The organism is Dictyobacter arantiisoli, from assembly GCF_008326305.1.
GTDB classification, from domain to species: domain Bacteria; phylum Chloroflexota; class Ktedonobacteria; order Ktedonobacterales; family Ktedonobacteraceae; genus Dictyobacter; species Dictyobacter arantiisoli.
Window position 1 is genome coordinate 24724 of record NZ_BIXY01000020.1, and the last position, 25842, is coordinate 50565.

Consider the following 25842-nt stretch of genomic DNA (forward strand, 5'->3'; position numbering starts at 1 on the left):
CCCCATACGGATTTGCCAATCAAGGAGAACGATTGTGGACAAGCAATTACGCATCTGTATGGTCGCATTTCTCTATGCTCCTATTATTGGAGGAGCCGAGACACGGGCAGCCAATCAGGCGCACCAACTCCAGGAATTTGGGCATCAGGTGATGATTATTACCCTTCAACGCTATAAGGACTGGAAAAAGGCGGAAAACATCGATGGGATTCCCGTTATTCGCATTGGAGGTTCATTTAACCAGCATGGACGTTTACGAATTGGTCGTGTGGGTCATATTCCCATTGATATCGTGATGTTCTTCCAACTCTGGCGCATGCGTCATAGCTATGACATCTTACATACCATTCAACTTTCACCGCTCTCAGGGGTGGCAGCCCTGGTTGGAAAATTAACAGGCAAACCTGTCATTATCAGCATTCCAAGCACCGGACCCGGGAAAAAACCGCGCCCTCAGGATGCGGTCATGATGGCAGATACATTGGTAGATCAATCTATTGATACCAGCTTTCTCAAGGTGGCCTACGAGGATACAGTGGTTGGCGATATGACACATATGAAAAAAACGGCGGTTGGAGGAGATGTTATTCTTCGCTATCTAAAAAAATCTGATGCATTTTATCATGTATTAAGCAATCGTAGTCGTACCTATATGATTTCAAATGGTTTTCGCGCTGCAAAGATCACCCATATTCCCAATGGTATTGATATTGAAAAATTCGCCCCTGTAGCCGAGTTGCGGCCAGATCCCACTCAGCCTGAGCGCGATATTCTATGCGTAGCGCGTCTGCAATATCCCAAGGGTGTGGATGTCCTTTTACATGCCTGGAAGCGTTTGATGAGCGCTCCCGCTGAGTGGCGCACCCAGCTCAAACCACGTTTGCTGATCGCCGGAACAGGACAATCCGAGGCACAATTGAAACAATTAACACATGCTCTGGCTCTGGATGAAAGCGTGGTCTTTCTTGGATCGTGCAATGATGTCATTCCCCTATTGCAGCGAGCATGGGGCTTCGTACTGCCCTCACGCTGGGAAGGCATGCCCAACGCGCTGCTGGAAGCGATGAGTTGTGGTCTTCCCTGTATTGCCACCAGAGTCAGCGGTAGCGAGGATATTGTAAACGATGGGGATAATGCGCTCCTGGTTGAACCTGAAGATCCAGTTGCATTGGCACTGGCTCTGCAACGCCTTATCGCTGATACAGAACTTACCCGGCAGCTGGCACTGGCAGGTCGCGCCACTGTTATCAAGGATTATCAATTAACAACTACTGCAGAACAATTAATTCTTTTCTATCAGCAAACGCTCGGGCAAGCGACACAATCTCCAATACTAGAAAGCGTGGAGAAGAAATAAGATGGAACAAAAACCACGTATTTGCGTCGCTATCAGCACTTTTTATCCTCTTGTCGGTGGCGCAGAAACGCAAACACTTGCTCAATGTCAAAAACTCATTGTAGCTGGCTATCAAATCACGGTCATTACCTTTCACCACCAAGATTTCTCGCCTGTCCATGATAACGTAGCTGGCGTGCCCGTCTATCGTGTAGCGGGACGCCTGATTGGGAAACGAGGGAAGTATCCTCGTTTGATCCAGCGGATACTCTATTTCATGGCAATGATTGTCATGACAATCACCATCTGGCGTGAACGTAAAAGTTTTGATCTATTACAGGTTTGTCAATTCAGCTTACTTGTCTTACCATTATCCTTTGTATGTTACCTCGCAAAAAAGCCGATGACCATTGTGGCAATCAGCGCTGGCGGTGAAAAACCTGCGAAAACGCACGAACCGGCCAGACTTATCGCTGGCCCCCTTGATCCAGATACCCCCTGGCTATGCGTCGATGGGAAGACATGGATAGATGGCGATCTTTATGGATTACAAGCAGCTGGCAACCTGGTCGTCAACACCACACGCATACTGCTCAAACGCATTGACGCGGTCGTCATTGTGCTGAGTACACGTATGAAACGGTACCTCGCCGCCAATGATTTTGATCTCCCAGGAACCGTGATTATTCCCAACGGGGTTGATACCTCACGCTTTTATCCCATCCCAACGGAAGGGAATCTTGCCCAACAGGCCAGAACGGTTGTCTGCGTTTCTAAAGCACGCTACGAAAAAGGACTGGATGTTCTCTTGCAAGCCTGGCATATCGTGCAAAAGCAAGCGCCAGACGCTCGGCTGGTAATTGTAGGAAGTGGACCAGTTCAACCTCAGTTAGAACAAATGGCAACGGCCTTACAAATCACGGCAAGCGTCGAATTCGCAGGCCTGCAAAACAATGTGCCAGGACAACTTCATCGTGGGCTCATCGGTATCTTGCCTTCGCGCTGGGAGGGCATGCCAAATGCGCTACTTGAGGCTATGGCCTGCGGCCTCGCCTGTATTGCGACCCGCGTGAGCGGTAGCGAAGATGTCATTCAAACAGGCATCAATGGCCTGCTGGTTGAACCTGAAGATTATCAGGGGATGGCTCAGGCGCTGCTCACATTATTAGAAGCTCCAGATTTAGCCCAAAGCTACGGAAAAGCAGCGGCAGCTCTGATCATACAATCCTATACGCTTGAACATGTGTTAAGCCAGTATACAACCTTATATCAAAAGCTAACACATACCTATATACAGCACATCAGCAATCTTACCTATTCAGACGACTGTTCTGTTACGTCTGAGCGCTCTTGAAAGGATACATATTCCATGTGTGGAATAGCAGGATTTGTCAATTTACATGGTGGATATACGAATGCTGAACAGCTCATCGATACCATGTGTCAGATCATCCGCCATCGTGGACCCGATGATCAAGGGACATGGATCGGAGAACATCAAGCAAACAGCACAAATGTTGCTCTTGGCATGCGCCGACTGGCAATTATCGACCTTGTGGGAAGTCATCAACCCATTTTCAACGAAGATAAAAGTAAATTAATCGTCTTTAATGGCGAGATTTATAATTATCGTGAATTACAACAGGAGTTGCGTGAACGTGGTCACCAATTTCAAACCGATGGTGATACAGAGACCATTCTCCATGCCTATGAAGAATATGGCGATGATTGTGTAAATTTACTGCGTGGTATGTTCACATTCGCAATCTGGGACATCAAGCGACAACGTCTATTTGCCGCACGGGATCGCTTCGGAAAAAAACCGCTAAACTACTATTGGGATGGACAACGCCTGATCTTTGGCTCTGAAATCAAATCAATCCTGACCGCTGATATCCCACGGGAAATCAATCCGCTGGCTCTTGATGAATATCTGGTCTATCGCTATGTACCATCTCCTCTGACACTCTTTAAAAATGTCATGAAGGTGCCACCAGCCCACGTGCTGGTCTATGAAAATGGGGAAGTCAGTACCAAACGTTACTGGGATATCTCCTTCGCGCATATCTGTCATGATGATGAGGAGACGGCAATCGCCCGCGCCAGAGCCCTGCTCGAAGAGGCTATCCGTATTCGCCTGATGAGTGAGGTTCCTTTGGGGGCTTTTTTGAGCGGGGGGCTGGATTCTAGTATCGTTGTGGGAATGATGAGCAGGATCATGACACAGCCGGTCAAAACCTTTTCCATCGGTTTTGAGGATGATAAATATAATGAGTTACCTCATGCTCGTAAGGTTGCTCAATACTTCGGGACCGACCATCATGAGTTCTTCGTCAAATATGATCTCGTTTCGATACTGCCACAACTTGTCTGGGCATACGATGAGCCATTCGCGGATTCTTCAATGCTGCCGACTTACTATGTCTCCAAACTGGCACGTGAACATGTGACAGTGGCGTTATCAGGAGATGGTGGGGACGAGATTTTTGGTGGCTATGAGCAATATCGCCGTGAATATCAGATTTATCATGTTCCGCAGTTACTACGGGAAACACTGGCACATAGTTCTTCCTTGCTACCTGATGGCATACGTGGCAAGAAACGTCTGCAAACCTGGCTTAAGGATTTTGGCACACGCAATATTGAAGCAATGATGCTCTTCCCAGGATATTCTCGTGCCGCTATCTATAGCAAGGAATTCTTCCAGCAGGTGAAATATCATCAACCCTATGAACGCCATCTGGAGATTTATCGCAGGGTAGCGCAGCTTGATCCAACAGCCAGAATCCAATACGCCGACACCCTGACCTATCTACCAGATGATATTCTCGTGAAGGTTGATAAAGCCAGCATGTTTAATTCCCTCGAAACCCGCGCCCCTTTATTGGATCATAAATTGGCTGAATATGTAGCTTCGCTCGATCCACAGTTACGGGTCAACAATGGCAACATTCATAATGGAAGCGGCAAATATCTTTTACAGAAGGTTGCCCAGGATTTATTGCCCTCCGAAATTATTAAACGTCCTAAACGTGGCTTCGCCGTACCGATTGAGGAATGGTTCCGCAAAGATATGCATAGCTATGCCCACGATATTCTGGGATCAGAAAAAGCGCGTAATCGCGGCATCTTCAATCAGAAACTGCTGGAGGAACTGCTCAGGACCGACGGCAGAAGTACCATCACAAACCATAGCCAGGTACTCTGGACCCTGCTCTGCCTTGAATTGTGGTTTCAGACCTATATGGATGACGCCACCACACAGGCACCACTTGTGGATCACCTTCCACAGCAAGATCCTCTGAGTCGCCGCTGAGCCAGAACCAACGCTAAAGCAAAGAAAAGGGGAAGTTTATGTGCGGCATTTGTGGAATCTACAACGCACGCAGTGGCGAACCAGTCTCCACAGCCACAATTGACACGATGATCCGCTTGATTGCCCATCGTGGACCAGATGATCGTGGAGTACACCTTGCTGGCCCGCTGGGGCTGGGATTCGCTCGTCTGAGCATCATTGATCTGAGCGGCGGTCATCAGCCAATGTGTAACGAAACTGGCGATGTCTGGATTGTCTTTAATGGCGAAATTTGGAACTATAAAGAACTCCGCAAAGAGCTCCAGGAGCGAGGGCACATCTTCCAGACAAATAGCGATACAGAAACCATTGTCCATGCTTACGAAGAGTATGGAGTCGACTGTATTGCACGCCTGCATGGGATGTTCGGTCTGGCACTCTGGGATGGACCGCGCCACCGTCTCTTATTAGCCCGCGATAAAGCTGGCAAAAAACCACTTTACTATACCAATCTCAATGGCAATATCATCTTTGGCTCAGAGATCAAAGCGGTTCTGGGTCATCCACAGGTCAAACGCGAGGTGGATGTGCAGGCCATGGCAGATTTTCTCAGTGTGCGCTATGTGCCCGCTCCAGCTACACTGTTTAAAAATATTGCCAAGATCAAGCCCGGTCATTGGATTCTCTTTGAAAATGGGCAGATGCGCGAGGAGTGCTACTGGGATTTCAGCTTTAAAGCTACTGAGCAACGTCCCATGGCTGACTATGTGGCAGGCATCAAGCAACATGTGCAGCGCGCCGTTGAAGAACGCATGATGGCCGATGTGCCGGTAGGTGCGATGCTCAGTGGCGGCGTTGATTCCAGCATTATAGCTGGCATTATGAGTCGCTGCACTAATCAGAAGGTCAAAACGTTCTCAGTTGGTTTTGATCAGCCCGAATATAGCGAATTACCATACGCCCGTATGGTTGCCAATCATTTTGGCACCGATCACCACGAACTGGTCGTCAGTTCAGCAGATCTCACACAATACTGGCCCCTGCTCACCTGGCATCGTGATGAACCAGTCAGTGAGCCCTCAGATCTGGGAGTCTATTTGATTTCCAAACTGGCGCGCCAGCATGTCAAAGTCGTCCTCTCAGGAGAAGGAGCCGATGAACTCTTCGCTGGTTATCCCAAATATGTAGTTGATTGGATGGCAAGATACTATCATATTCTGCCCGCCGCGCTCCGCGATCAGGCCATTCAACCCCTGCTGGAACGTCTGCCATATAGCATGCGTAAGCTTAAAATAGCGGCCCGCAATCTCTCTCAACCGGCCCCACAACGCTGGATGAACTGGTTTGGCATCTTCAACGGTCCACTCAAAGAACAATTATTGACGCCAGCTACAAAAGCAATGATTGATCTGGATGCCAGCCGCGAATTCCAACACTGGCTTCTCCATAATCCACAACGCGATGCTCTCTCATCAATGCTCTATCTGGATACCAAAATCTGGCTGCCAGACAATCTACTCATGAAGGGAGACAAGATGACAATGGCGGCTTCATTAGAATCGCGTATTCCCATGTTAGATTATAAGCTCATCGAATATGCCGCCAGTATTCCATCCCAGGCTAAGATCAAAGGTCTCAAAACCAAATATCTTTTGAAACAGGCCTTTGCGGATTTCTTACCCACAGAGATTTTGACGCGCAAAAAGATGGGTTTTAATGTGCCAACCGGCATCTGGTTTCGCGAGGGCCAACGCGATCTGATCAGTAACCTGCTCCTCTCGGAGCGTACACACAGCCGAGGATTTTTCCAGCGCGACTATATACAAAAGATCATGCAGGATCATCTTGCTGGCAAGACAAATTATCAGGCTCAGATCTTCACGCTGGCCAGCCTGGAGTTGTGGTTCCGCGTTTTTATCGATACCCCTACCCTGGAAATGCCACAGGGATCAATGGAGACATTTCTGGCTGAAGAACAGGCCATTGTTTCTGCTCACTAGCACTCAGAAAGGATGAGATGTATTATGTCGGAGGCAACAACCTCTACACCGTTTCGCGTCCTGATGGTGACAGGCATTTATCCAACCAAAGAACGACCGCACGCGGGCACATTTGTCAAAACACAGGTTGACTCGCTTTGCGATGCTGGCCTACAGGTGGATGTACTCCATCCCAGCATCGGTCGCCCTTCGCCCATCCGCTACGCCGATGCACTTTTACAAATCTGGCGTATGGCCGGGTGCTACGATGTGATCAATGGACAATATGGACTCTGGTGCGTAATTTGTCGACTTCAATGGAAAACCCCAGTTGTCGCCGCCTATCTGGGCGACGATATTCTGGGCACAATTACAGAAGAGGGTGGCTATAGCACCAAAGGCAACTTTGTCGTCATGCTCAGTCGCTGGCTTTGTTACTGGGTCGAAGCCGTCACGGTTAAATCCCAACAGATGAAAAGAGTTGCCCGTGGGCCGCAGCACAAGATCTATGTCATTCCCGATGGGGTAAACTTCGAACAGTTCCATCCAGTGCCACGCGAAGAGATACGCGCCGAACTCGGCTGGGATCAAAAGAAATATTATGTACTTTTCAGCAATAATCCACGCATTCCAGTTAAAAACTATCCTCTGGCCCGGGCAGCAGTAGAAAAAGTGCGTGCCAGAGGCATAGATATTGAACTCGTCGTGGCTAATGGTTTGCCACATGAGACGGTTGTGAAGTATATGAATGCCAGCAATGCACTGATCCTCTCTTCGCATGCTGAAGGCTCACCGAATGTGGTCAGAGAAGCCATGGCCTGCAACGTGCCGGTTGTGGGAACCGATGTAGGCGACGTACGCGATGTTATTGGACGCACCGCTGGCTGTACTGTTTGTACACCAAATAATGTTGACGAAATGGCAGCGGGCATCGAGGTGGCCCTGGCGCATACCGAACGCACCACAGGGCGGCGCGATACCCAGCATCTCTCCAGTAGTAATATCGCCCAACAAATTATCAATCTTTATGAAAAAGTGACCCACAAAAAAATCCAGCGCAAACTAAAACCAACAGAGAACATTTCAGCACAGGAGGAAACTGCATATGCGCAGGAATAACAAAGTCTTACTCCTGGTAGAAAATCTGTCTGTCCCGGCTGATCCCCGTGTCTGGCGTGAAGCCCAAACACTCCGTCAGCACGGTTATCAGGTCAGTATTATCTGTCCGCGCGGCGAGACACGCGATACTGAGCCTTACGTTTGCCTGGATGATATTCACATCTATCGTTACTATCTGAATACTGAGATAAAAAAATCCAGAGATTATATAAAAGAATATGCCATGGCGATGCTAAAGACATTAAGATTAAGCTTTACCGTCTGGAGGCGTCATGGCTTCGATATCATTCATGCAGCTAACCCACCAGATACTTTTTTCACGATTGGCTGGTTTTATCGCCTACTTGGTAAAAAATATATCTTTGACCAGCATGACCTGGCTGCAGAGATGTTTGCCATTAAATTCAAAGGGAGTATGCGTTGGTTATATGCGTTATTGCAGCTCTGTGAAAGGCTCTCCTATCGCACAGCAAATCTAGTACTCACTACCAATGAGTCCCAAAAACGTCATGCTATCGTAGAAGGCCATTGTCCCCCAGAAAAAGTAGTCGTCGTACGCAATGGTCCTGACGATACCCGTTTTACCATCCTTACTCCTGAGCCGGCACTCAAAAGGGGTTACACGTATCTCCTTGTCTACATCGGTGTTATGGGGATGCAGGATGGCGTTGATTATGTGCTATATGCGCTCAATGAACTGGTCAACAAGCGCAATCGGCAAGATGTAGGACTGGTGCTCATGGGGAATGGTGACCAACTCCCCCTCCTCAAAAACCTGACGCAAGATCTCCTGCTAGATCAGTATGTCCATTTTACCGGCTGGCTTGGCAAGCATGATCTCCTACGCTATTTAAGTGTGGCCGATATAGGTATCTCACCCGATCCCAGCAATCAGCTCAACGACTATAGCACCATGCTCAAAACCATGGAATATATGGCGATGGGACTTCCGGTAGTGGCCTTTGATCTGCCAGAAACGCGTTACTCGGCTCAAGAAGCAGCTCTTTATGCCACGCCTAATGAGGTAATAGATTTTGCTAATAAGATAGAAATATTACTGGAAGACGCCACACTACGTCAAACGCTGGGCACCTATGGTCGACAACGTATTGAGAATGAATTGAGCTGGCGACAAACACAAAAACATCTGCTATTCGCTTACCAAAAACTCCTGGATACTCCATTCCAGAGCATACAACCAACAGATGGCGAAAGCATGGAAAGCGAACAGGTAGAAAAGATTACAGTACCAAATTCAATCACACATGTAGGCACTGATGAAGATAAGCAACCTGAAGTTTTCCAAACAGCAAAGCAAACAGACAATTCAAATTCTTATGAACTTTTTAACGAGCATGTATAAGTGAGTATTCGTAAAGAAAGGGGAATGACACCTGCATGCTCAGGCTGAGCAGAGAGTGGTGTCAGATATTACATGATGAGGAATTCACGCTATCTGGTTACAGGTGGGGCAGGCTTTATTGGCTCTCACATTGCTGCTACGCTCCTCAAACAGGGAGAGGCGGTACGTATCATAGATGATTATGCGACAGGCCGTGTGAACAATCAGAACGCTTTTGAGACCATGCCTGGACAATTCGAGATAATCAATGGTGATATTCGTGATCTGGAAACACTTAAGCAAGCGGCCCAGGGAGTAGAAGTAATCTTCCATCAGGCGGCGCTCGCCTCGGTACCGCGCTCGATTGCTGATCCCATCAGTTCGCTAGAGGTCAATATCAATGGAACGCAGAATGTATTGATTGCTGCGCGAGATTCAAAAGTACGCCGCGTCGTCTTCGCAAGCTCGTCATCAGTATACGGAAATACACCAACCCTCCCCAAACATGAAGAAATGCCTACCGCTCCGATGTCTCCTTACGCGGTCCACAAGCTCACAGGCGAACATCTTTGTAGTGTCTTCACACGCATCTATGGTCTGGAGACGGTCGCGCTACGCTACTTTAACGTCTTCGGACCACGCCAGGACCCAAAATCAGAATATGCTGCTGTAATCCCTCGTTTTCTCACAGCCTTGATCAATAAAACACAACCGATTGTCTTCGGGGATGGAGAGCAAACACGCGACTTCACCTACGTCGATAATGTCGTGCAGGCCAACCTGAAAGCCGCCACAGCGCCCCATGCCAGCGGTCAGGCCATGAATATCGGTTGTGGCGAACGCATCTCACTTAACGAGGTGCTTAAGATAGCAGGGGAATTATTGGAAACAACTATCCACGCCGACTATCGAGATGCGCGGCCGGGCGATGTGAGAGATAGCCTTGCCGATATCAGCAAAGCACAACGCCTGCTCGGATTTGATCCTACAGTCAAATTTGCCACAGGACTGGCTCTCACGCTGGAAGCCCTACGCGCAGGCACCAGCGAAACAAAATAGTCATCAGAGCCATAAAAGATAGTCATCAATGTAGTGCGCATTACATTGATGACTATCTTTTATGGCTCTGATTGAAAGTATTGGATAAAAAAGAGATCTCGTTCTTACAGACCTGCCAGGCTTGTTGCAACCTCTTGACGGGACAAAGCGGTCTGAGCAGCTTCCAGGACACGTACAACTGCCAGACCGGCATCTCCACTGGCACGTGGCTGCTCACCAGTGCGAATCGCATGTGCGAAATCTTCGCACTCCAGGCGAAGCGGCTCTATCCAATCAATATGAGGAATAGTGATCGCGCCATAGCGATAGGAAACGACTGGATCAGCATGCACATCAGCGCCCTTGTTGTAGACTTTGATCATCTCGGAAGGATTGGTGTCATCGTAAACCACCATGCGCGCATCGCCAATCACCGTTACGCGACGAATCTTACAAGGGTGCAGCCAGCTTACATGAATATGAGCGGTCATCTCATCAGCAAATTCCAGATCAAGATGGGCGATATCACAAATATGAGATTGTAGATGAGCATGTGCCTGTACCTTCACCTGCACGGGCACCTTACCAAACAAATATAACAAGATCGACACGTCGTGCGGCGCAAGATCCCAGATCACATTGGTATCACTACGAAAAAGTCCCAGATTGACACGCTCAGCCTCAACACAATAGATTCTTCCAAGATCCCCACTCTGTACCAGCTTGCGCAGCTCATTCACAGCGGGACTATATTCAAAAGTATGTCCAACCATCAGAGTCAGCTTCCGCTCCTGTGCCAGAGCAATCAATTCTTCAGCTTCAACCACACTCGCCGTCAACGGCTTCTCCACCAGGACATGCTTTCCATGTAACAGTGCTTCTTTCGCTAACCGATAATGAGTGCGGACAGGTGCGGCAATTACCACACCATCTACATCAGATTGCCACACATCATTCACATCTGAGGTAGTTTTAGTCCATGGTTGGCTGACGACCAGGGAAGCCAGACGCTTCTGATCCAGATCAGCTACCATTGTCACCGACGCTTGCGAGAGACCATCAAGATTGCGAGCGATCTTAGGTCCCCAATAGCCCCAACCAATCACACCAAAACGAAGATCTTTTCTCATACTTCAATCCTCTAAAGTCTTACACAGCATATTATTACATTTATGAGCTCTATAGAGAGGGGTTGTTAATGATTTGGAGCCAGGGTGCCAGTTGCATATTTTTGAACCGCTTGAATAACACGCTGAAGTTGATGGGAAGTAAGCTCTGGATACATTGGCAGAGAAACAATACGTGAAGCAACAGCTTCAGTGACCGGTAGCATACCCCGCTTATATCCATATTGAGCACAGGCAGGCTGTAAATGAATTGGTGTTGGATAGTGAATATTAGTACCAATGCCCTCATCGGCCAGGACGGCACGAAAACGCTCGCGGTCATCCACCTGCACCACATAATAACAATATACATGGGTTGACCAGGAACGGACAACGGGCACAGCCTCGACCAACCCACGTAAATGTTCATTATATGTTTGTGCATGGGCCTGTCGCGCAGCATTCCAGTTTGTCAAATGAGGCAGCTTGACCAGTAAAACAGCCGCCTGTAGCTCATCCATGCGCGCATTGTTACCCATTACCTCATGCAGATAACGAACCCGTGAACCATGATCACGTACCATCCACATCTTTTCAGCTAAAGCAAGATCGTTTGTTGTACAGATGCCAGCTTCGCCAAAAGCACCCAGATTTTTACTAAAATAGAGACTGAAACAGGCGATATCCCCAAATGAGCCAACACGTTGTCCTTCATAGGTTGCACCATGAGCTTGAGAAGCATCCTCAATCACCCGCAATCCATGAGTATGTGCAAATTCCAACACTGGCTTCATCTCGACAGTATGTCCATAGAGATGGACTGGTAGAATCGCCCGCGTACGGGCAGTCAACACCAGTTCCAACTGACGCCAATCCATGACATACGTTTCAGGATCAATATCTACGAAAACTGGAATTGCTCCCACTGCTGCGATAGCTTCCACAGTCGCAATAAAAGTATTGGATACTGTAATAACTTCATCGCCAGGACCAATATCACAGGCTCGTAACGCTAATTCCAGAGCCGTAGTCCCCGAAGACGTGCCTACACCATAGTTACAACCGCAATATGCTGCAAATTCCTGCTCAAACGCGCGCTGCCGTGGTCCCAGGAACAATTGCATACTTTCTAATACTTCTTCAAAAGCCAGCATAATTTCTGGCTTTAACGCAAGATATTGAGCGCGCAAATCAACCAGAGGTACCTGTTCAGATGACACCGGATGCTTACTCCTTCAACATTTTAAAAGGCAATCATAGTGTTATATCTCGCCGATAAAAACAGTAGATCTACCATAGAACAATATTTCGCTGTATTTCAATGAAATGCACATTTTTATTCATATACATCTGCTACTGACCATTCATCTGCAATCACGGCCATATAGTCTCATCTCTACAATCATAGCCAGAAAAAGTGGTGATAAGATGCCTGCAAAGGTGTCAGATAGGTTGATCTAGAACGAAACAGTGAAGAATACACAACCATAGATGCATCTATAGATAAAGAATGCCTTACGCTTTTACTACTTATTTTGGAACTCTTCACCACATCTCTATAGAAATACTCACCAATTATACACCTGAGTTACCTAGTATTGTAATCAGAATGAATAGAACAGGGAGAACATTGGAAGTTTTTCCGCAGCATTGCAATTGGGGAGGATACAATGGTTGTTCAATCGGCGCCCGTCAGAACGATCAGCTTTAATACGAGCTACTTACGTGCCAAACGAGCGCTTGACATTACTTTTACGCTCCTTATCGCACCCTTTGTTATCCTGGTTGGTATTGTGGTGGCAATTTGCATTAAAATTGATTCAAGAGGACCCATCTTTTTTCGTCAGAAACGCATCGGACAAGATGGGCTTGAATTCGAAATGCTTAAATTTCGTTCTATGTATGTAAATAGTAATCAGCTTGCACATCGTGAAAAAATTCTTCATTACATGAATGGAAAAAAATTGAATGAAGAGAACAGCAGCAATATGTCATACAAAGATGTTCATGATCCACGGATCACAAAAGTGGGACGTTTTATCCGAAAGACCAGCCTGGATGAAATACCACAATTCTGGAACGTCTTGAAAGGTCAGATGGCTCTGGTCGGACCTCGTCCCCCTTTGACGTATGAGGTAGATCTTTATTCATCCCATGAATGGCTGCGCATGGTTGGCAAGCCAGGGCTTACCGGCACCTGGCAGGTATATGGCCGCTCCAGGGTGACCTTTCAAAGTATGGTGGAAATGGATATCGAATATCTTGAACACCAATCGATATGGACCGATATCAAACTCATCGTGTTGACCGTTCCAGTGATGCTTTTCTCTCGCGGTGGCGCATAAAAAAATCAGCATATGCACCTTTAACTATGGTCTTTTTCTTTATCTATGCGTCTCACTACTCTTACATCCATGCCACTTTCCCATATAGGGCAGAATACAGTGAAGTTGAGGGTAGAGGCAGGTACGAACTGCCTCTACCCTCAACTTCACAAAAAACTTGTCGCACAAGGGGAGGGCAACCTGAATTCTGTTACGTCACGATTCCAGACATGAAGAGGTGCTGTAGCAGAGTATGCACTGGAGGAAAACGAAAAGGGGCAGGTAAAAAACGGGCTCGCTCATAACGCTTTCGTATGCGTTCAGCGCGTTCCATACGTTGCAAAGCAAAGGATATCTGCTTTGGATCGACTAATACGGGGAAGAGTTGACAGCATGTCAGTCGGCTTAGAGCCGAAAAAATGCAGATACTTTTTTGATCAGCAATTGCAATGGTCAAAGCGCCACGTGTTTTTCCAATCACAATGCATTGATACCGTTGCATCACACTGAGAGGCAATATAGAGCAATGCTGCAGTGAAACACGGCGCATTGTAAACAAGCGGGGGATAGGAATAAATTCATCCTCATAAACGCCACAACCCCTTTGATATTGCTGCATCTCATCTCCTGATTGTATAACGCCTTCTTAATAGAATATAGAGGGTCTCTGTAGAAATGAGATGCAGAAAGTATCCAGGATAAGGTACTTAAAGAGCAACAGAGTAGAGGATTCGACACTTCCTTACGGCTTCTGCCTACCAAATGGAACATACTCGATCCTCTTCACTGGGGATACACATTGTCTAGCCAGGATCGAGCATATCCATGTCTATGAAAAAAACGTGGGGATATTCTTCAGGATACCGCTAGACAGAAACAACACGCAAAGCACGTGTAGCATCCTCTTCAAGGGAGCGGCGAATCAACGTATAACCGACACCAGGTACGGTCAAAATGTAATGAGGATTGCCTGGCTCTGGCTCGATCTTCTGGCGGAGATGTCGAATATGCGCTTTAATTAAACAGGCATCGCCATCACCATCGTATCCCCAGACATGAGCCACAATTTGTCCCGCAGTACAGACATCGTTCGCGTTGATCGCGAGCAAATGAAGCATTTTACTTTCGGTCGGTGTTAAACGTGCCGTCTTCCCGTTGATCGTCGCTTCATTGTGTAATGAGTCGACACAAAGAGGACCGACATGAATAAGGGAAGAAGGGCGGCTCTCAAGCGTATTGCGAGACCGACGACTTACAGCATGAATACGTGCGATCAACTGCGATGGATAAAAAGGCTTACGCAAATAATCATCTGCACCCGACTCAAGACAGCGTACTTCATCATGAACGTCTTTGTCATCCGTAACCACAAGCACCAAAGCATCGTGCTTCATGCGCAAATCACGGCAGAGAGCCAGCATATCAACATCTTTCAATGCGATATCCATAATAACGAGATCTGGTCGTTGCTCCAACCACTCTGATTTCGCTCGTTCAGCCGTATAGGCGCGGCATACTTCATATCCTAACGTCTTTAACCAGCTTGTGAGCATCTCGACCAAATCACGGTCACTGTCAATGACCAGCAATTTCATCTTGTCTCCTCCCAACTTTTTACCGTCTGTTTACTCGCAAATATCTCTAATAAAAAGCGCTTACATTCAACGCGAACGCAACTTTGCATTCCCGCACGATAAAAGTAATTCCACCTTCTACATGCCACACGACAATATTCGAATACATTGGGTATTATACAGCAAATACAATACCCTGATACAACAATGGGGTAAATCGCCTCCCTCTGATAGATGCACATTTGCTATCAAAGCACTATACGTCATTCTTCCATGCTATCCAATAAACGTCATAGAAATAAGTAATTGTAACCTGGATCTGCTCATTTTCCACCTCACTGCATATAAACGGTAGTACAGGAGAAAAGTGAACTATTCATAAACACTTGTTTACTCATAGTTGTCTACACAGAATAGGCTGAAGTTGCTGAAACTTATTTATTATTATCAGGGAGAATAATGAACAGAATTAGTAATAAATAGACAATTAAATTCAATATAGTGCAGTAAAAAACTGTTCATTGGACTCAAGCTTTGCTTATCATCTGATAAATACTATACAGTATACACTTTTAAATTGCAATGAATCTCTATGGTAATTCCTCACAATTTGTAGAGTTTGTGCCCATTTCCACGCCTTTATTGACATTTGCTTAAATAGCCTTTTTTACACAACTATGTCCATCTAAAGCACCTCAAAAAATGGATATTGAATGTCTTCACATCAAAACTTGAGCAGATACAGTGATAGTACAGACAAAGTTTCTTACGCTCTCTTTAGCAGAAAAATTTGCCTGTACTATTCAATAGAAGGAGAACGGAATAAAGTGCATGAGGAGATAAAATAAGCCACAAAAAAGAGAGAAAGATTTACAAACAATCTTTATTTATGCTCTATGTACCATCAAATAGTCATGATAAAACCAACACAAACACCCAGGAGAGCGCCCACAAACACCTGAATAGGTGTATGCCCAATCAATTCCCGTAACCGTTTTTCGGCCATAGGACTTCCTTGAAAAGCCTCTTCTAACATCTGGTTCAAGATGCGTGCCTGAATACTTACAGCGCGGCGGACGCCAGCGGCATCATACATAACAATGCTTGCCAGGACGAGTGCGATAGCAAACTCAGGTGATGTAACACCAAGGTTGCGACCCACGGCTGTAGCTAATCCTGTCACCAGGGCAGAATGAGAACTGGGCATCCCTCCCGAAGAAACAAGCCGACTGGGCGTCAATTTGCGTTGCTTAAACAATTCCAGAATAGTTTTGCTTACTTGAGCAATCGCCCAGGCCAAAAAAGCCGCGATTAAAACGCGATTGTCAAAAATTGATCCATTACTCATATATTTTGCAGCCAGGCTCCCACTACAGATCAAGGGGTAAAACAGAAAGTGTATCAGCACTCTCATCCACATGTAATTGTTGCACCACAAGCTCTGCGTGCTGCAAAAGTTCGTTGCAATACTGTGCTAATTGCATTCCATCTTGATATTGCTTCAGCGCTTCGTCCAGGGGCATTTTCCCATCTTGCAGGGCTATGATAGCAGCCTCCAGACGCTCGAAAGACTCTTCAAATGTCAATGGTTCCATCTTCGCCTCCAGAAATCAGGGACGGACAACCTCTACCGGTATCAGCCCATCCTGTACTTGAATAGTTAAAACATCTCCTGCCTGGACCTGCTGGACGCTGGTAACAACCGTTTGATCCGAATGTTGCCGTACGACAGCATAGCCACGAGCAATAGTTAAAAGAGGACTTAAAGAGTGTAGTTGAAGGCTTGCACTCCGCAAGCGTTCAGCACGCAAGGAAAGCAAATGCTGCATATAAGTGTGCAACCGATCAGTATATTCATCCACTTGCTGTTTATGTTTTATGACGGTATTTTGCGGGCTGACATGCTCCAGGTCTCGCAAGGCATAGGCAACTTGATCCTGAAGATCTTCAATCCGGGCAGTCATCAAATCAGTTAATACTTGCTGCTTCTGCAGAAGGGTACTCTGCCAGTCAGCAATATCGGGCACAGCAGCCGTTGCGGCAGCGGTTGGGGTCGAGGCACGGTGATCAGCGACAAAATCAGCAATCGTAAAATCTGTCTCATGACCGACACCGCTGATAACCGGGATGCGTGAGCGTGCAATCGCACGTGCGACAACCTCTTCGTTAAAAGCCCATAGCTCTTCAATCGATCCCCCGCCCCGACCAACAATCACAACATCTGCTTCACCATGTTCATTTAAAAGATCAAGGGCCGCAGCGATAGAAGCCGGAGCCTCAACTCCTTGTACCAGCGCAGGCGCTAAAATCACCTGAACCAGGGGATAACGATTACGCAATGTACGTAGCATATCCCGCAAAGCTGCAGCCTGCAGCGACGTGACAATACCGATAACCGCAGGCTGGACAGGTAATGGACGTTTCCGCTCACTGGCGAAGAGCCCTTCCGCCTCCAACTGCGCCTTCAAGAGTTCGTAGCGCTGAAAAAGAGCCCCCTCACCCAGCGGTATTACTTCATCAACATAGATCTGTAGCTTGCCATCGCGCTCATAAAAAGCAACGCGGCCATTGACAGCCAGTGCCATACCATCGCGTAGAGTGGGTGCCGATGTACGCAAGCGGGCAGATTTGAAGAATACACACGGTAATTGAGAGTCGCCCTCCTTCAACGTAAAATAGCAATGGCCAGAGGGATACGTTTTACAGTTCGAGACCTCGCCGTGGACCCAGATATTTTGCAAGATGTCGTTGATCTCTAGCATCTCTTTCAAATATAAGGATAATGCGGAGACACTGATTGCGGAATGGGCGCCGAGAGAGTCTAGAAGATGCATTACGTTTATGCCTCCTCTGAACTATCGATAACCACCAGTGGTTGCCCATATTCCACAGGCTGTCCATCTTGTACCAGAATTTCGGCTACGCGGCCTGCAATAGAGCTTTCAACCTCGCTGATGACATTCAAAGATTGAATTGAACCGACCAATTGTCCAACTTTGACACGATCCCCAACGGCGACCAACGCTTTTCCCTTGGGTTTGCCCCAGGTATGGAAGCTGCCGACCAATGGTGCGGTGATACTATGCCTGGCATCAACAGCACCTGTTTCATGTTTTGTTGCGGCGCTATCTGCCACAGGAGGGACATTCTGCACAGCATAAGTACCTGTCTCCGTGCTGCTTTGTGCTTTGGCTTTGCGCAACACCAGATGCATGCCTTCCTCAACGCGTTTGACTTCAATTTCCGAAACGTCGCTCTCGTCCAACAAACGTACCAGGCGTTGTAATTGTCCTACACTTACCTGTTGAGTTTGAGCTGAAGAACCATCCCCATCGACATGATACTCCAGATCATTGGGATATGGTTTATTGTAATCCATGTGACGACTCCATATCTGTTACATAATCTTACACAGAGCCATGCAGGTCTGCGAGAAAAGAGGGAAAGGAGCACTTGCGTGCCCCTATGCACATTCCACTATGCGCGCTCAACATAGCTTCCAGTGGTTGTATTTACGCGAATGAGATCATCAGTTGAGATGAACAGAGGCACCTGAACGACCAGACCAGTCTCAGTTGTCGCGGGCTTGGAACCGCCTGTGGCTGTATCGCCTTTATAGCCAGGCTCAGTATATGTCACGCGCAAGACAAGTTTTTCCGGCAGCTCAACGGACAGTGGCTCTCCATCATAGCTCACAATGTCCAGTTCCAGGTTATCGATCAGATAGTTGTTGGCATCGCCGAGTTGAGCAGAGGTCAACACCACGTCATCGTAGGTGCTGGTATCCATAAAATGGTATTGATCGCCCTCCTGATATTGATAGGTCACGGTTGCGCGATCCAGATAAATGCGCTTGAACTTATCGCCTGCATCACAGGTACGATCAATCGTGGCACCTGTGCGCAAATTGCGCAGCTTTAAACGGACAATGGCACCACCACGGCCAATCTTGACATGCTGCCACTCCAAAATCGTAGCCAGCTGGCCCTCAAACTCAATCGTCACACCTTTTTTCAAATCGCCAGTTGAAATCATTAACCTTTTCTCCTTTAGCGTGGAAGTACTAACGTCGTCGGTGACTTCGTCAAAACTTCAGCGCCATTTTCTGTAATTAGCACACAATCCTCTACACGCGTCCCGGTCCATCCAGGAATATAAACGCCTGGCTCAACCGTGACAATACAGCCCACTGGCAACTTGAAATCCTCAGGGGCACGTTGTGAAAGGGAAGGATTCTCATGAATCTCAAGACCAACACCATGTCCAGTTGAATGAATAAAGTAGTCCGCCAGGCCAGCTTCAGCCAGCACGTTGCGCGCCAGCGCATCAGCTTCACGGCCAGTAACGTGTGAACTTAATCCCTGCTCACAAATGTTCATAGCATGCAGCACTTTATCATAGACTTCTTGCATGCGTGGCTCAGCCGGCTCACCCAGGCAAATTGTACGCGTCATATCCGCACAATAGCCGTGATAACGCGCACCCATATCAATAGTAATTAATTCGCCACGCTGGATACAGCGCTCACCGGGAATGGCATGAGGCATAGAACCATTGGGACCCGAAGCCACAATCGACGGAAACGAGAGTCCTTCAGCACCCAATTCAATTGTTTTGCGCTGTATTTCCCAGGCTACTTCTTTTTCAGTCATCCCTGGCTGAATCCATTGGCAGATATGAGCAAAAGTCTCGTCGGTAATTGCAATGGCTCGACGCAACAACTCCAATTCGTGAGCATCCTTCACGTAGCGCAAGCGCTCAACAATATTTTGCTCAAAAGGCTGGAGCGTGAAGATATCAGCACCGGCCTGGCGCAATTGCTCATAATTGGAATAACGCATTACAGGAGCCTCGAAGCCAATCTTTTTCCAACCATGCTCTTGAGCCAGAGAAGCTATTGTCTTCGCATAATCGCGTCCTGAAGGAAGCATCACCTTCCATCCCGGAGCCGAGCGCTCAGCGACCTCCGAGAATAAAGCATTGGTCAACAGAATCTGTTGTTGAGCGCTCACCAATACAGCAATCGCACCTTCTTCATCGTTCAACCAGCCACTCAGATAGGAAGCACTTTGTGGTAGTGTCACATAAAAAGCATCCAATCCTTGTTCAGCAATCCATGTACGAAATTTTTGTATGCTCTCTTGACTCATAGCGATCTCTTTCTACTTATTCTGTGCCAGAGTTGTCAATGCCTCAAGCGCCAGGATATAGCCCTGCCAACCCAGACCGGCTATCTGTCCACGGCAAACGGGGGCAATCACCGAGTGGTGTCGAAACTCTTCGCGAGCATAAACATTGCTCAGGTGAACCTCGATTGTGGGTAGCTTCGCATCCGCTACGGCATCCCGTATGGCATAGGAATAATGCGTAAAGGCACCAGGATTAATCACAATACCCGCCACGCTATCGCGTTGCTGCTGTATATGATCAATTAAAGCGCCCTCATGATTTGATTGAAAACACTCAACGCTCACTCCCAATGCTGCCGCGCGTTGGCGTATTGCATCGTGAATTTGCGCTAGCGTCATCGTACCATAAATAGCAGCTTCTCGCGTAGTACCCAGCATATTCAAGTTCGGGCCACTTAGAATGAGAAATTTGAGCATCTATTCTTACTTCTCTCCCATAAATGTCAGGATCACGCGCTCGACCAACTCATCCGGCAAAGGCATACTGATGACCTCGCCAATCTGCCGTGGCAAGATCCAGCGTACCCGCTTGCCAACCACTTTTTTATCCAACTGCATCGCCGCGAGAATGTCCTGCGCATGTACTGTACCGGCATACTCAATCGGTAATCCCAATGCGGCGAGCAAATGATTCTGCCGCTCCACAGCACTGGCAGCAAACAAACCGGACTCCTGTGCCAGCGTGGCCGCTACGACCATACCAATTGAAACTGCTTCACCGTGCAACCATTCTCCATAACCAGACACATTCTCCAGCGCATGACCAAAGGTATGTCCATAATTCAGGATAGCACGCCGTCCCTGTTCTCGTTCATCCTCCTCAATTACAACCACCTTCAAATCAATACAACGTGCAATAATCTGACAGAGTAGCGCAACGGGAGGAGGGGAAAATGCTCGCAATGCGCCTGCATTTGCCTCTAATAAGGCAAACAACTCAGCGTCAAGTATGATACCATACTTTACAATTTCTGCCCATCCCTCGGTTCGGGAACGCTCTGGCAAGGATAGCAAGGTAGAGGGATCGGCCAATACCAGCCGTGGATGATAAAATGAGCCAATCAGATTTTTTCCACGTGGATGGTTGATGCCTGTTTTTCCACCAATAGCCGAATCAACTTGCGCCAGGAGAGAGGTAGGAATCTGGATGAGCGGCACACCGCGGAGATAGGTGGCAGCAACAAAACCAACCAGATCACCGACAACTCCTCCACCCAATGCAATCAGGGCTTCACGTCGTTCCGCATGCAGTTCAAGGAGCCAATCATACAATGCAAAGAGTTGTTGTTGTGATTTGCTTCCCTCGCCAGCAGGAAGAATGTAGATATGAGGCTCAAAGCCAGCCGCAATCAGGTTTTTAGTAATTGAAGGAATATAGATGTCATGAATGTTGCTATCGGTCACAATAAAGACGCGTGAGGGAAGTTGTAATTGCTGAAGATAACCTGGAAGACGCTCAAGCCCTCCCCAATCAACAATAGCATCGTAGCCAGCATCCACATGAACATGACGAACAAGCGGTGCGCCTGCTTCGGATTGATGAGGATCGGTAAGCATTGTGATAATCTCCTTGACTATCTGCTCTATACTTTTATCCTGTGTAGGGCAGATGAATTCTGCTTCTTTATACCATAGCTCACGGAGAGAAAGCATCTCTTGCAAACGAACCAGCGGGTCGGGACCTGACAAGAGGGGACGAATCTCAGGGGTGTGCCCTTGTTGCCGCTCAGCAGTCAGTTGAGCCTGCAAACGGGCCAGCGAAATATGAGGTTCTACCTGCAAGAAGACACGCACACCGTGCCGAGCCATCAAGGCACGATTCTCAGCATGAACAACGATGCCACCACCGGTAACAATGATGGCATCATCCTGGTGTTGAGCTGCCTGCGCCAGAATCTGACTCTCAAGAGTGCGAAAATAATCCTCTCCATGTCGGGCAAAGATTGCCGGAATGCGCTCCCCATACTCCTGTTCAATGAGCGCGTCGACATCAAATAAAGGACGCCCTAAACGTTGGGCGAGTAACCGCCCCACGCTGCTCTTTCCACTTCCTGATAGCCCTATCAAAAATACATGTCGCATAGCCGCTATTGTATCACGATTCTAACCTTAATAGAGCTCTTCATTCCTGATATTGGTACTCAGCGAATTGACCAGACTGAATTGTGTTGTATCAACTGATTTGACCTGCTGTTGCACCGGAATCCCTACCCGTAAAAAGGATTGAATGCGGTTATCATAGACGGTGAACTCGCGACCAAAAGAGAAGATGTACTGTGCCAGGTGCCCGCTCTGTCGATTGAGCACCAGGATAGTATCAGACTTTGTACAATCGATGTTCTGGATACAATGAGCCTGATTAATAAAAGATCCTACTAAAATCTGCCACTTCTGATCCCAGCTCTGCACCAGATACTGATGCGAGACGTTTAACTTCTGATCAAAGGCAATAAAGGTACTTTGTGCTGCCTGGGCATCATAGAGCATGATCCCTAACGACGACATACCGAAATGCCCAACATACAAAACCTGATGCGCACCCATATTGGACACAAGCTTTTGCCTGCTCAACGCGAGATGCTGGTCAAATTGCAAAAATTGCATATCACCATTTCCTGGATCATAGAGCAAAAGCTGCGCACGACCAGTATTGACAAAGTCACCACTATAGACAACCCAGTTGCCGGCCAGATTATGCTGCTCGTGGTAATCTTGCACCATCAAGTTCTGATCAAAATCCATAGTCCGACCTTCCCCTTCGGTCCGGTCATAAAGAAAAATTCCATCCTGTTGCGCGTTGACAAAACGTCCAACATACACCTCCCAGTTGGCATGCCAGAGCGTATAGGTCTGACGGTGGCGAATGCTAAAATCTGGATTGAAATCGAGCAGTTGAATATTGGACGAACGTCCCTGCTTTTCCCACGTCGCCAGTGGCATTCCACTGAGATCACTGCTCTGATTGGGGGGTGTATCTCCATTTACAGCAGCTGGCAATTGATAACTGTTTTCAATAGTTTTCATTGTGGTTGCCATAGTAGTGGGTGGCATGGTGGCTGTCGACTTCGGTGTCGCCATCTGAGCAGGTGCTGGCGAAACCGTTGGGGCCGCTGCCGGAGCAGTTGGAGGTACAGGAGTCGGCGCCTGCGTTGGAACGACAATTGGAGATGGAACAGGGGTCGCCGTAGTAGGTGGCACCGATGTCGTAGTCGGCGTAGGTGTTGGACTGACCGTGGGGGCAGGGGTTGCCGTTGGGGTCACGGTCGGTTTAGGGGTCGCCGTTGCCGTTGGGGTCACGGTCGCCGTTGGCCTGGGCTTTGGAGTAGCTGTTGCAGTTACCACCGGCTTAGCCGTCGCGGTTGGCGAAGAATGATGGGTGAATGAGGGAGTGTTTGGCGTCCCAGCAGGGGTAACTGTCACAGAAGGATTGCCTTGCACATTCACGGTGCCTGTATTGGTATCCGAACTTGTGCCTGGAGCAGGATCATTGCTGGTCGCAAAAGCATAGCGTTTATACATAAATAGACCACTGCTCTTGCCATTAAAGCGTCCAACAGACAATTCCCAACCAGTACCAATATCAGGATGCGTGACATGTTTCTTGATCTGTAAATCTGATGTTAAGCTGAGAATTTGAATGGTACCTGCGGCACGGTCATAGAGCAAAATCTCTGATGTCTTACCACCAGAGAAATTACCAACATGAATATCTAATGCTGATCCCCAGCTATTGGCAGGCGTGATAGCGTCTCCAAGATCTACCAGAGGAGACGAGGTGGGCGGAACACGCAACAATACGCCATCCCCATCATCCCCGGCCTGAGGGCGTACTTTCTGCGCGCTGACACGCTGCTGATTCAATTTGTAGATCTGGATGCTCCCTTTTTGACGGTTATAGAGCAATAGATTGCTGGACCCTGTGCCAGTAAAATCAGCATTGAACTCCTGATCCGAGGAGGCTGGTGCTAAACCCAGTGCGATACGATCACTGGTATATGTGTTCTGATGCTGTTGCTGAGTCGTAGTGGTGATGTCAGTGTTACTTGTGGTAGCATTTATGTTCGTTGTGCTTGTGCTACCAGCATTCTGGTCGCTATTCGCCTGCGCCACGGCTGCAGTAGGATCTCCAAAGCTAGCAATGTCGGGAAGCCTGGAGAAAAGCGTTACATCCACCTGCTGTGGGAAATAAATAAAACGCAACTGCCCATTCTGATAACGTGGCTCATTGATCACCGACACATTGTATCCCTTATCGGCATACATCGGTGTAGAGTCGCCATAATTCTGATAGGTCACATCGAAGGTTGAATGATCTGCACTCACCGAAGTGACAAAAGCAACGTGACCCGCCGGCCCTGACGCCCAGGTACCATCCCCAATGGGGAAAACAGCAATCGAGGCCACACGCGGCGTCGTCCCTACTGAAAAGCCCGCCTGCGTCGCATCAATCGCCCACTCCGCGGCATTGCCCCAATTCGTTGGCAAATCATAATTAAGCAGGTGCCATTGCTCCCATGCCCACCAGACACAATTTCCACCGCCAGGATAGGGACCGGGGCAGAGCGCATAAGGATTGCCATCCGAGGTAAAAGTAAACTGGCTACATCCATAAGAGGCATGCTGGACGTGAGCCGGCTGTGTACTCCGTGCAAAGACAGATGGTGTCACGAAAGGTGAAAATTCTACAGCGATAATACTACAGAGAAGTACTAATCCTAGGACTTTTACGAACATGTGCTTGTGCAAGTGTATGCACATACTACTTTGACCTTTCAGCATCCTTCCCTGGGCTGAAAAAAACATGGAGGTCACCTTCCTAAAAGCAAGCGAAATATGGCTATCAATAGATCAAAATATCTTAAAAGATGAATGAAAATGCACCAGTAACCCTTCCAGTGTTTTTATACACGGCTGGTTTCACTTCATCTGATTGTATGGAAACAGCGCTCTATGCCGGCACGGGAAACATACAAAAGCGAACGTGCGCTTATATGTATGGGCATATATAGATAAAAAGGTGGCAACAATTTCATTGCGTTCAGGCAGCTAATGATTCTCAGCACATAAAAAAGTATAACATTGTATCCCTCTAGATTCAAGAGACGAGCACTATTTTATAGTACTCAGGGCATTACTATAGTACTTCGAGCACTATCATAAGGACATCAATACGAGATGCAAAGCAGGGAGAATGGAAAAAGGGCGCGGAAATTGGCTGGAACAAAAAAAGATCGCGAAAGTGATTGACAAATAACATGCAGGCATGCTATTATTACCTCCGTTGAGGGCGATTAGCTCAGTTGGTTAGAGCGCTACGTTGACATCGTAGAGGTCACAGATTCGAGTTCTGTATCGCCCACCCAGGTTGGAGTTTCAATTCCACTTGCAACGCCAATTTCTCAATTCAGGGCGATTAGCTCAGTTGGTTAGAGCGCTACGTTGACATCGTAGAGGTCACAGATTCGAGTTCTGTATCGCCCACCCCAAAAGACCATCCAGTCGATGGTCTTTTTTTTGTGTCCTTCAGTATAAGTAATCCA

At 47.6% G+C, this 25842-nt stretch carries 21 protein-coding genes and 2 tRNA genes; 10 read left to right on the forward strand and 13 right to left on the reverse strand.

The annotated features are described in order from the left end of the window. The first annotated feature begins 34 nt into the window (after nt 1-34). The 7 genes from F1593_RS08930 to F1593_RS08960 all read left to right on the forward strand — a co-directional run bounded on the left by F1593_RS08930 (nt 35) and on the right by F1593_RS08960 (nt 10130). Nucleotides 35-1357 carry a glycosyltransferase family 4 protein gene (locus tag F1593_RS08930; RefSeq protein WP_172631975.1) on the forward strand — a complete coding sequence of 441 codons (1323 nt, stop codon included), beginning with the start codon at nt 35-37 and terminating at the stop codon, nt 1355-1357. 1 nt (nt 1358) lies between these two features. Beyond that, nucleotides 1359-2690, forward strand: a complete 1332-nt coding sequence (locus tag F1593_RS08935) for a glycosyltransferase family 4 protein (protein ID WP_149401215.1) — start codon at nt 1359-1361, stop codon at nt 2688-2690. 15 nt (nt 2691-2705) lie between these two features. Then, nucleotides 2706-4652 carry an asparagine synthase (glutamine-hydrolyzing) gene (asnB, locus tag F1593_RS08940; protein WP_149401216.1) on the forward strand — a complete coding sequence of 649 codons (1947 nt, stop codon included), beginning with the start codon at nt 2706-2708 and terminating at the stop codon, nt 4650-4652. Between the two features lie 38 nt (nt 4653-4690). Next, a complete protein-coding gene (gene asnB, locus F1593_RS08945; protein WP_149401217.1) occupies nt 4691-6631 on the forward strand; it encodes an asparagine synthase (glutamine-hydrolyzing) in 1941 nt (646 codons plus the stop codon). Nucleotides 6632-6655: 24 nt separating this feature from the next. Then, nucleotides 6656-7729 (forward strand): glycosyltransferase, encoded by a 1074-nt coding sequence (locus F1593_RS08950; protein ID WP_172631976.1) that lies wholly within the window; start codon nt 6656-6658, stop codon nt 7727-7729. Beyond that, a complete protein-coding gene (locus tag F1593_RS08955) occupies nt 7716-9092 on the forward strand; it encodes a glycosyltransferase family 4 protein (RefSeq protein ID WP_149401219.1) in 1377 nt (458 codons plus the stop codon). The genes F1593_RS08950 and F1593_RS08955 overlap by 14 nt, the downstream gene beginning before the upstream one ends. Before the next feature lie 72 nt (nt 9093-9164). After that, a complete protein-coding gene (locus F1593_RS08960; protein WP_216368820.1) occupies nt 9165-10130 on the forward strand; it encodes an SDR family oxidoreductase in 966 nt (321 codons plus the stop codon). A 104-nt stretch (nt 10131-10234) separates the two neighbouring features. Here F1593_RS08960 and F1593_RS08965 read toward each other — a convergent pair whose 3' ends face one another. Both F1593_RS08965 and F1593_RS08970 read right to left on the reverse strand, forming a co-directional pair. Next, entirely contained in the window at nt 10235-11239 is a 1005-nt protein-coding gene (locus F1593_RS08965) for a Gfo/Idh/MocA family protein (protein ID WP_149401220.1), read from the reverse strand. Between the two features lie 65 nt (nt 11240-11304). Then, on the reverse strand, nt 11305-12435 hold the full coding sequence (locus tag F1593_RS08970; protein ID WP_216368821.1) for a DegT/DnrJ/EryC1/StrS family aminotransferase: 1131 nt from the start codon (nt 12433-12435) through the stop codon (nt 11305-11307). A 450-nt stretch (nt 12436-12885) separates the two neighbouring features. Between F1593_RS08970 and F1593_RS08975 the strand changes: the two genes are divergently transcribed. Further along, nucleotides 12886-13560, forward strand: coding sequence for a sugar transferase (locus F1593_RS08975; protein WP_149401221.1), 675 nt, complete (start codon nt 12886-12888; stop codon nt 13558-13560). Between the two features lie 190 nt (nt 13561-13750). On the opposite strand, the gene F1593_RS08980 is transcribed toward F1593_RS08975, so the two are convergent. The 11 genes from F1593_RS08980 to F1593_RS28930 all read right to left on the reverse strand — a co-directional run bounded on the left by F1593_RS08980 (nt 13751) and on the right by F1593_RS28930 (nt 24970). Further along, a complete protein-coding gene (locus F1593_RS08980) occupies nt 13751-14158 on the reverse strand; it encodes a GspE/PulE/PilB domain-containing protein (protein WP_149401222.1) in 408 nt (135 codons plus the stop codon). Nucleotides 14159-14405: 247 nt separating this feature from the next. Next, nucleotides 14406-15134, reverse strand: coding sequence for a response regulator transcription factor (locus F1593_RS08985; protein WP_149401223.1), 729 nt, complete (start codon nt 15132-15134; stop codon nt 14406-14408). 883 nt (nt 15135-16017) lie between these two features. After that, nucleotides 16018-16461 (reverse strand): divergent PAP2 family protein, encoded by a 444-nt coding sequence (locus tag F1593_RS08990; RefSeq protein WP_149401224.1) that lies wholly within the window; start codon nt 16459-16461, stop codon nt 16018-16020. Nucleotides 16462-16483: 22 nt separating this feature from the next. Next, nucleotides 16484-16708 carry an exodeoxyribonuclease VII small subunit gene (gene xseB, locus F1593_RS08995; protein ID WP_149401225.1) on the reverse strand — a complete coding sequence of 75 codons (225 nt, stop codon included), beginning with the start codon at nt 16706-16708 and terminating at the stop codon, nt 16484-16486. A gap of 15 nt (nt 16709-16723) precedes the next feature. Then, the gene (xseA, locus tag F1593_RS09000) at nt 16724-17947 is read right to left on the reverse strand and encodes an exodeoxyribonuclease VII large subunit (RefSeq protein ID WP_149401226.1); all 1224 of its coding nucleotides are present in this window, start codon (nt 17945-17947) and stop codon (nt 16724-16726) included. A 5-nt stretch (nt 17948-17952) separates the two neighbouring features. Then, entirely contained in the window at nt 17953-18492 is a 540-nt protein-coding gene (locus F1593_RS09005) for an acetyl-CoA carboxylase biotin carboxyl carrier protein (protein ID WP_149401227.1), read from the reverse strand. Nucleotides 18493-18590: 98 nt separating this feature from the next. After that, the gene (efp, locus tag F1593_RS09010; protein ID WP_149401228.1) at nt 18591-19148 is read right to left on the reverse strand and encodes an elongation factor P; all 558 of its coding nucleotides are present in this window, start codon (nt 19146-19148) and stop codon (nt 18591-18593) included. A 14-nt stretch (nt 19149-19162) separates the two neighbouring features. After that, on the reverse strand, nt 19163-20263 hold the full coding sequence (locus tag F1593_RS09015; RefSeq protein WP_149401229.1) for a M24 family metallopeptidase: 1101 nt from the start codon (nt 20261-20263) through the stop codon (nt 19163-19165). 12 nt (nt 20264-20275) lie between these two features. Continuing rightward, a complete protein-coding gene (gene aroQ / locus F1593_RS09020; protein WP_149401230.1) occupies nt 20276-20719 on the reverse strand; it encodes a type II 3-dehydroquinate dehydratase in 444 nt (147 codons plus the stop codon). 6 nt (nt 20720-20725) lie between these two features. After that, nucleotides 20726-22384 (reverse strand): 3-dehydroquinate synthase, encoded by a 1659-nt coding sequence (gene aroB / locus F1593_RS09025; RefSeq protein ID WP_149401231.1) that lies wholly within the window; start codon nt 22382-22384, stop codon nt 20726-20728. A gap of 27 nt (nt 22385-22411) precedes the next feature. Further along, nucleotides 22412-24970, reverse strand: coding sequence for a CHAP domain-containing protein (locus tag F1593_RS28930; protein WP_216368822.1), 2559 nt, complete (start codon nt 24968-24970; stop codon nt 22412-22414). Between the two features lie 617 nt (nt 24971-25587). Between F1593_RS28930 and F1593_RS09035 the strand changes: the two genes are divergently transcribed. Further along, a tRNA-Val gene (locus F1593_RS09035) sits at nt 25588-25661 on the forward strand. A 48-nt stretch (nt 25662-25709) separates the two neighbouring features. Then, a tRNA-Val gene (locus F1593_RS09040) sits at nt 25710-25783 on the forward strand. Nucleotides 25784-25842: the final 59 nt, after the last annotated feature.

Coding starts and splice junctions, on each gene's coding strand:
- aroB (WP_149401231.1), bottom strand. CDS start 22,384: ATGCGACATGTATTTTTGATAGGGCTATCAGGAAGTGGAAAGAGCAGC.
- F1593_RS09015 (WP_149401229.1), bottom strand. CDS start 20,263: ATGAGTCAAGAGAGCATACAAAAATTTCGTACATGGATTGCTGAACAA.
- asnB (WP_149401216.1), top strand. CDS start 2,706: ATGTGTGGAATAGCAGGATTTGTCAATTTACATGGTGGATATACGAAT.
- F1593_RS08950 (WP_172631976.1), top strand. CDS start 6,656: ATGTCGGAGGCAACAACCTCTACACCGTTTCGCGTCCTGATGGTGACA.
- F1593_RS08960 (WP_216368820.1), top strand. CDS start 9,165: ATGATGAGGAATTCACGCTATCTGGTTACAGGTGGGGCAGGCTTTATT.
- F1593_RS08980 (WP_149401222.1), bottom strand. CDS start 14,158: ATGCAGCAATATCAAAGGGGTTGTGGCGTTTATGAGGATGAATTTATT.
- F1593_RS08975 (WP_149401221.1), top strand. CDS start 12,886: ATGGTTGTTCAATCGGCGCCCGTCAGAACGATCAGCTTTAATACGAGC.
- F1593_RS08990 (WP_149401224.1), bottom strand. CDS start 16,461: ATGAGTAATGGATCAATTTTTGACAATCGCGTTTTAATCGCGGCTTTT.
- efp (WP_149401228.1), bottom strand. CDS start 19,148: ATGATTTCAACTGGCGATTTGAAAAAAGGTGTGACGATTGAGTTTGAG.
- xseA (WP_149401226.1), bottom strand. CDS start 17,947: ATGCATCTTCTAGACTCTCTCGGCGCCCATTCCGCAATCAGTGTCTCC.
- asnB (WP_149401217.1), top strand. CDS start 4,691: ATGTGCGGCATTTGTGGAATCTACAACGCACGCAGTGGCGAACCAGTC.
- aroQ (WP_149401230.1), bottom strand. CDS start 20,719: ATGCTCAAATTTCTCATTCTAAGTGGCCCGAACTTGAATATGCTGGGT.
- F1593_RS08935 (WP_149401215.1), top strand. CDS start 1,359: ATGGAACAAAAACCACGTATTTGCGTCGCTATCAGCACTTTTTATCCT.
- F1593_RS08955 (WP_149401219.1), top strand. CDS start 7,716: ATGCGCAGGAATAACAAAGTCTTACTCCTGGTAGAAAATCTGTCTGTC.
- F1593_RS09005 (WP_149401227.1), bottom strand. CDS start 18,492: ATGGATTACAATAAACCATATCCCAATGATCTGGAGTATCATGTCGAT.
- F1593_RS08985 (WP_149401223.1), bottom strand. CDS start 15,134: ATGAAATTGCTGGTCATTGACAGTGACCGTGATTTGGTCGAGATGCTC.
- F1593_RS08965 (WP_149401220.1), bottom strand. CDS start 11,239: ATGAGAAAAGATCTTCGTTTTGGTGTGATTGGTTGGGGCTATTGGGGA.
- xseB (WP_149401225.1), bottom strand. CDS start 16,708: ATGGAACCATTGACATTTGAAGAGTCTTTCGAGCGTCTGGAGGCTGCT.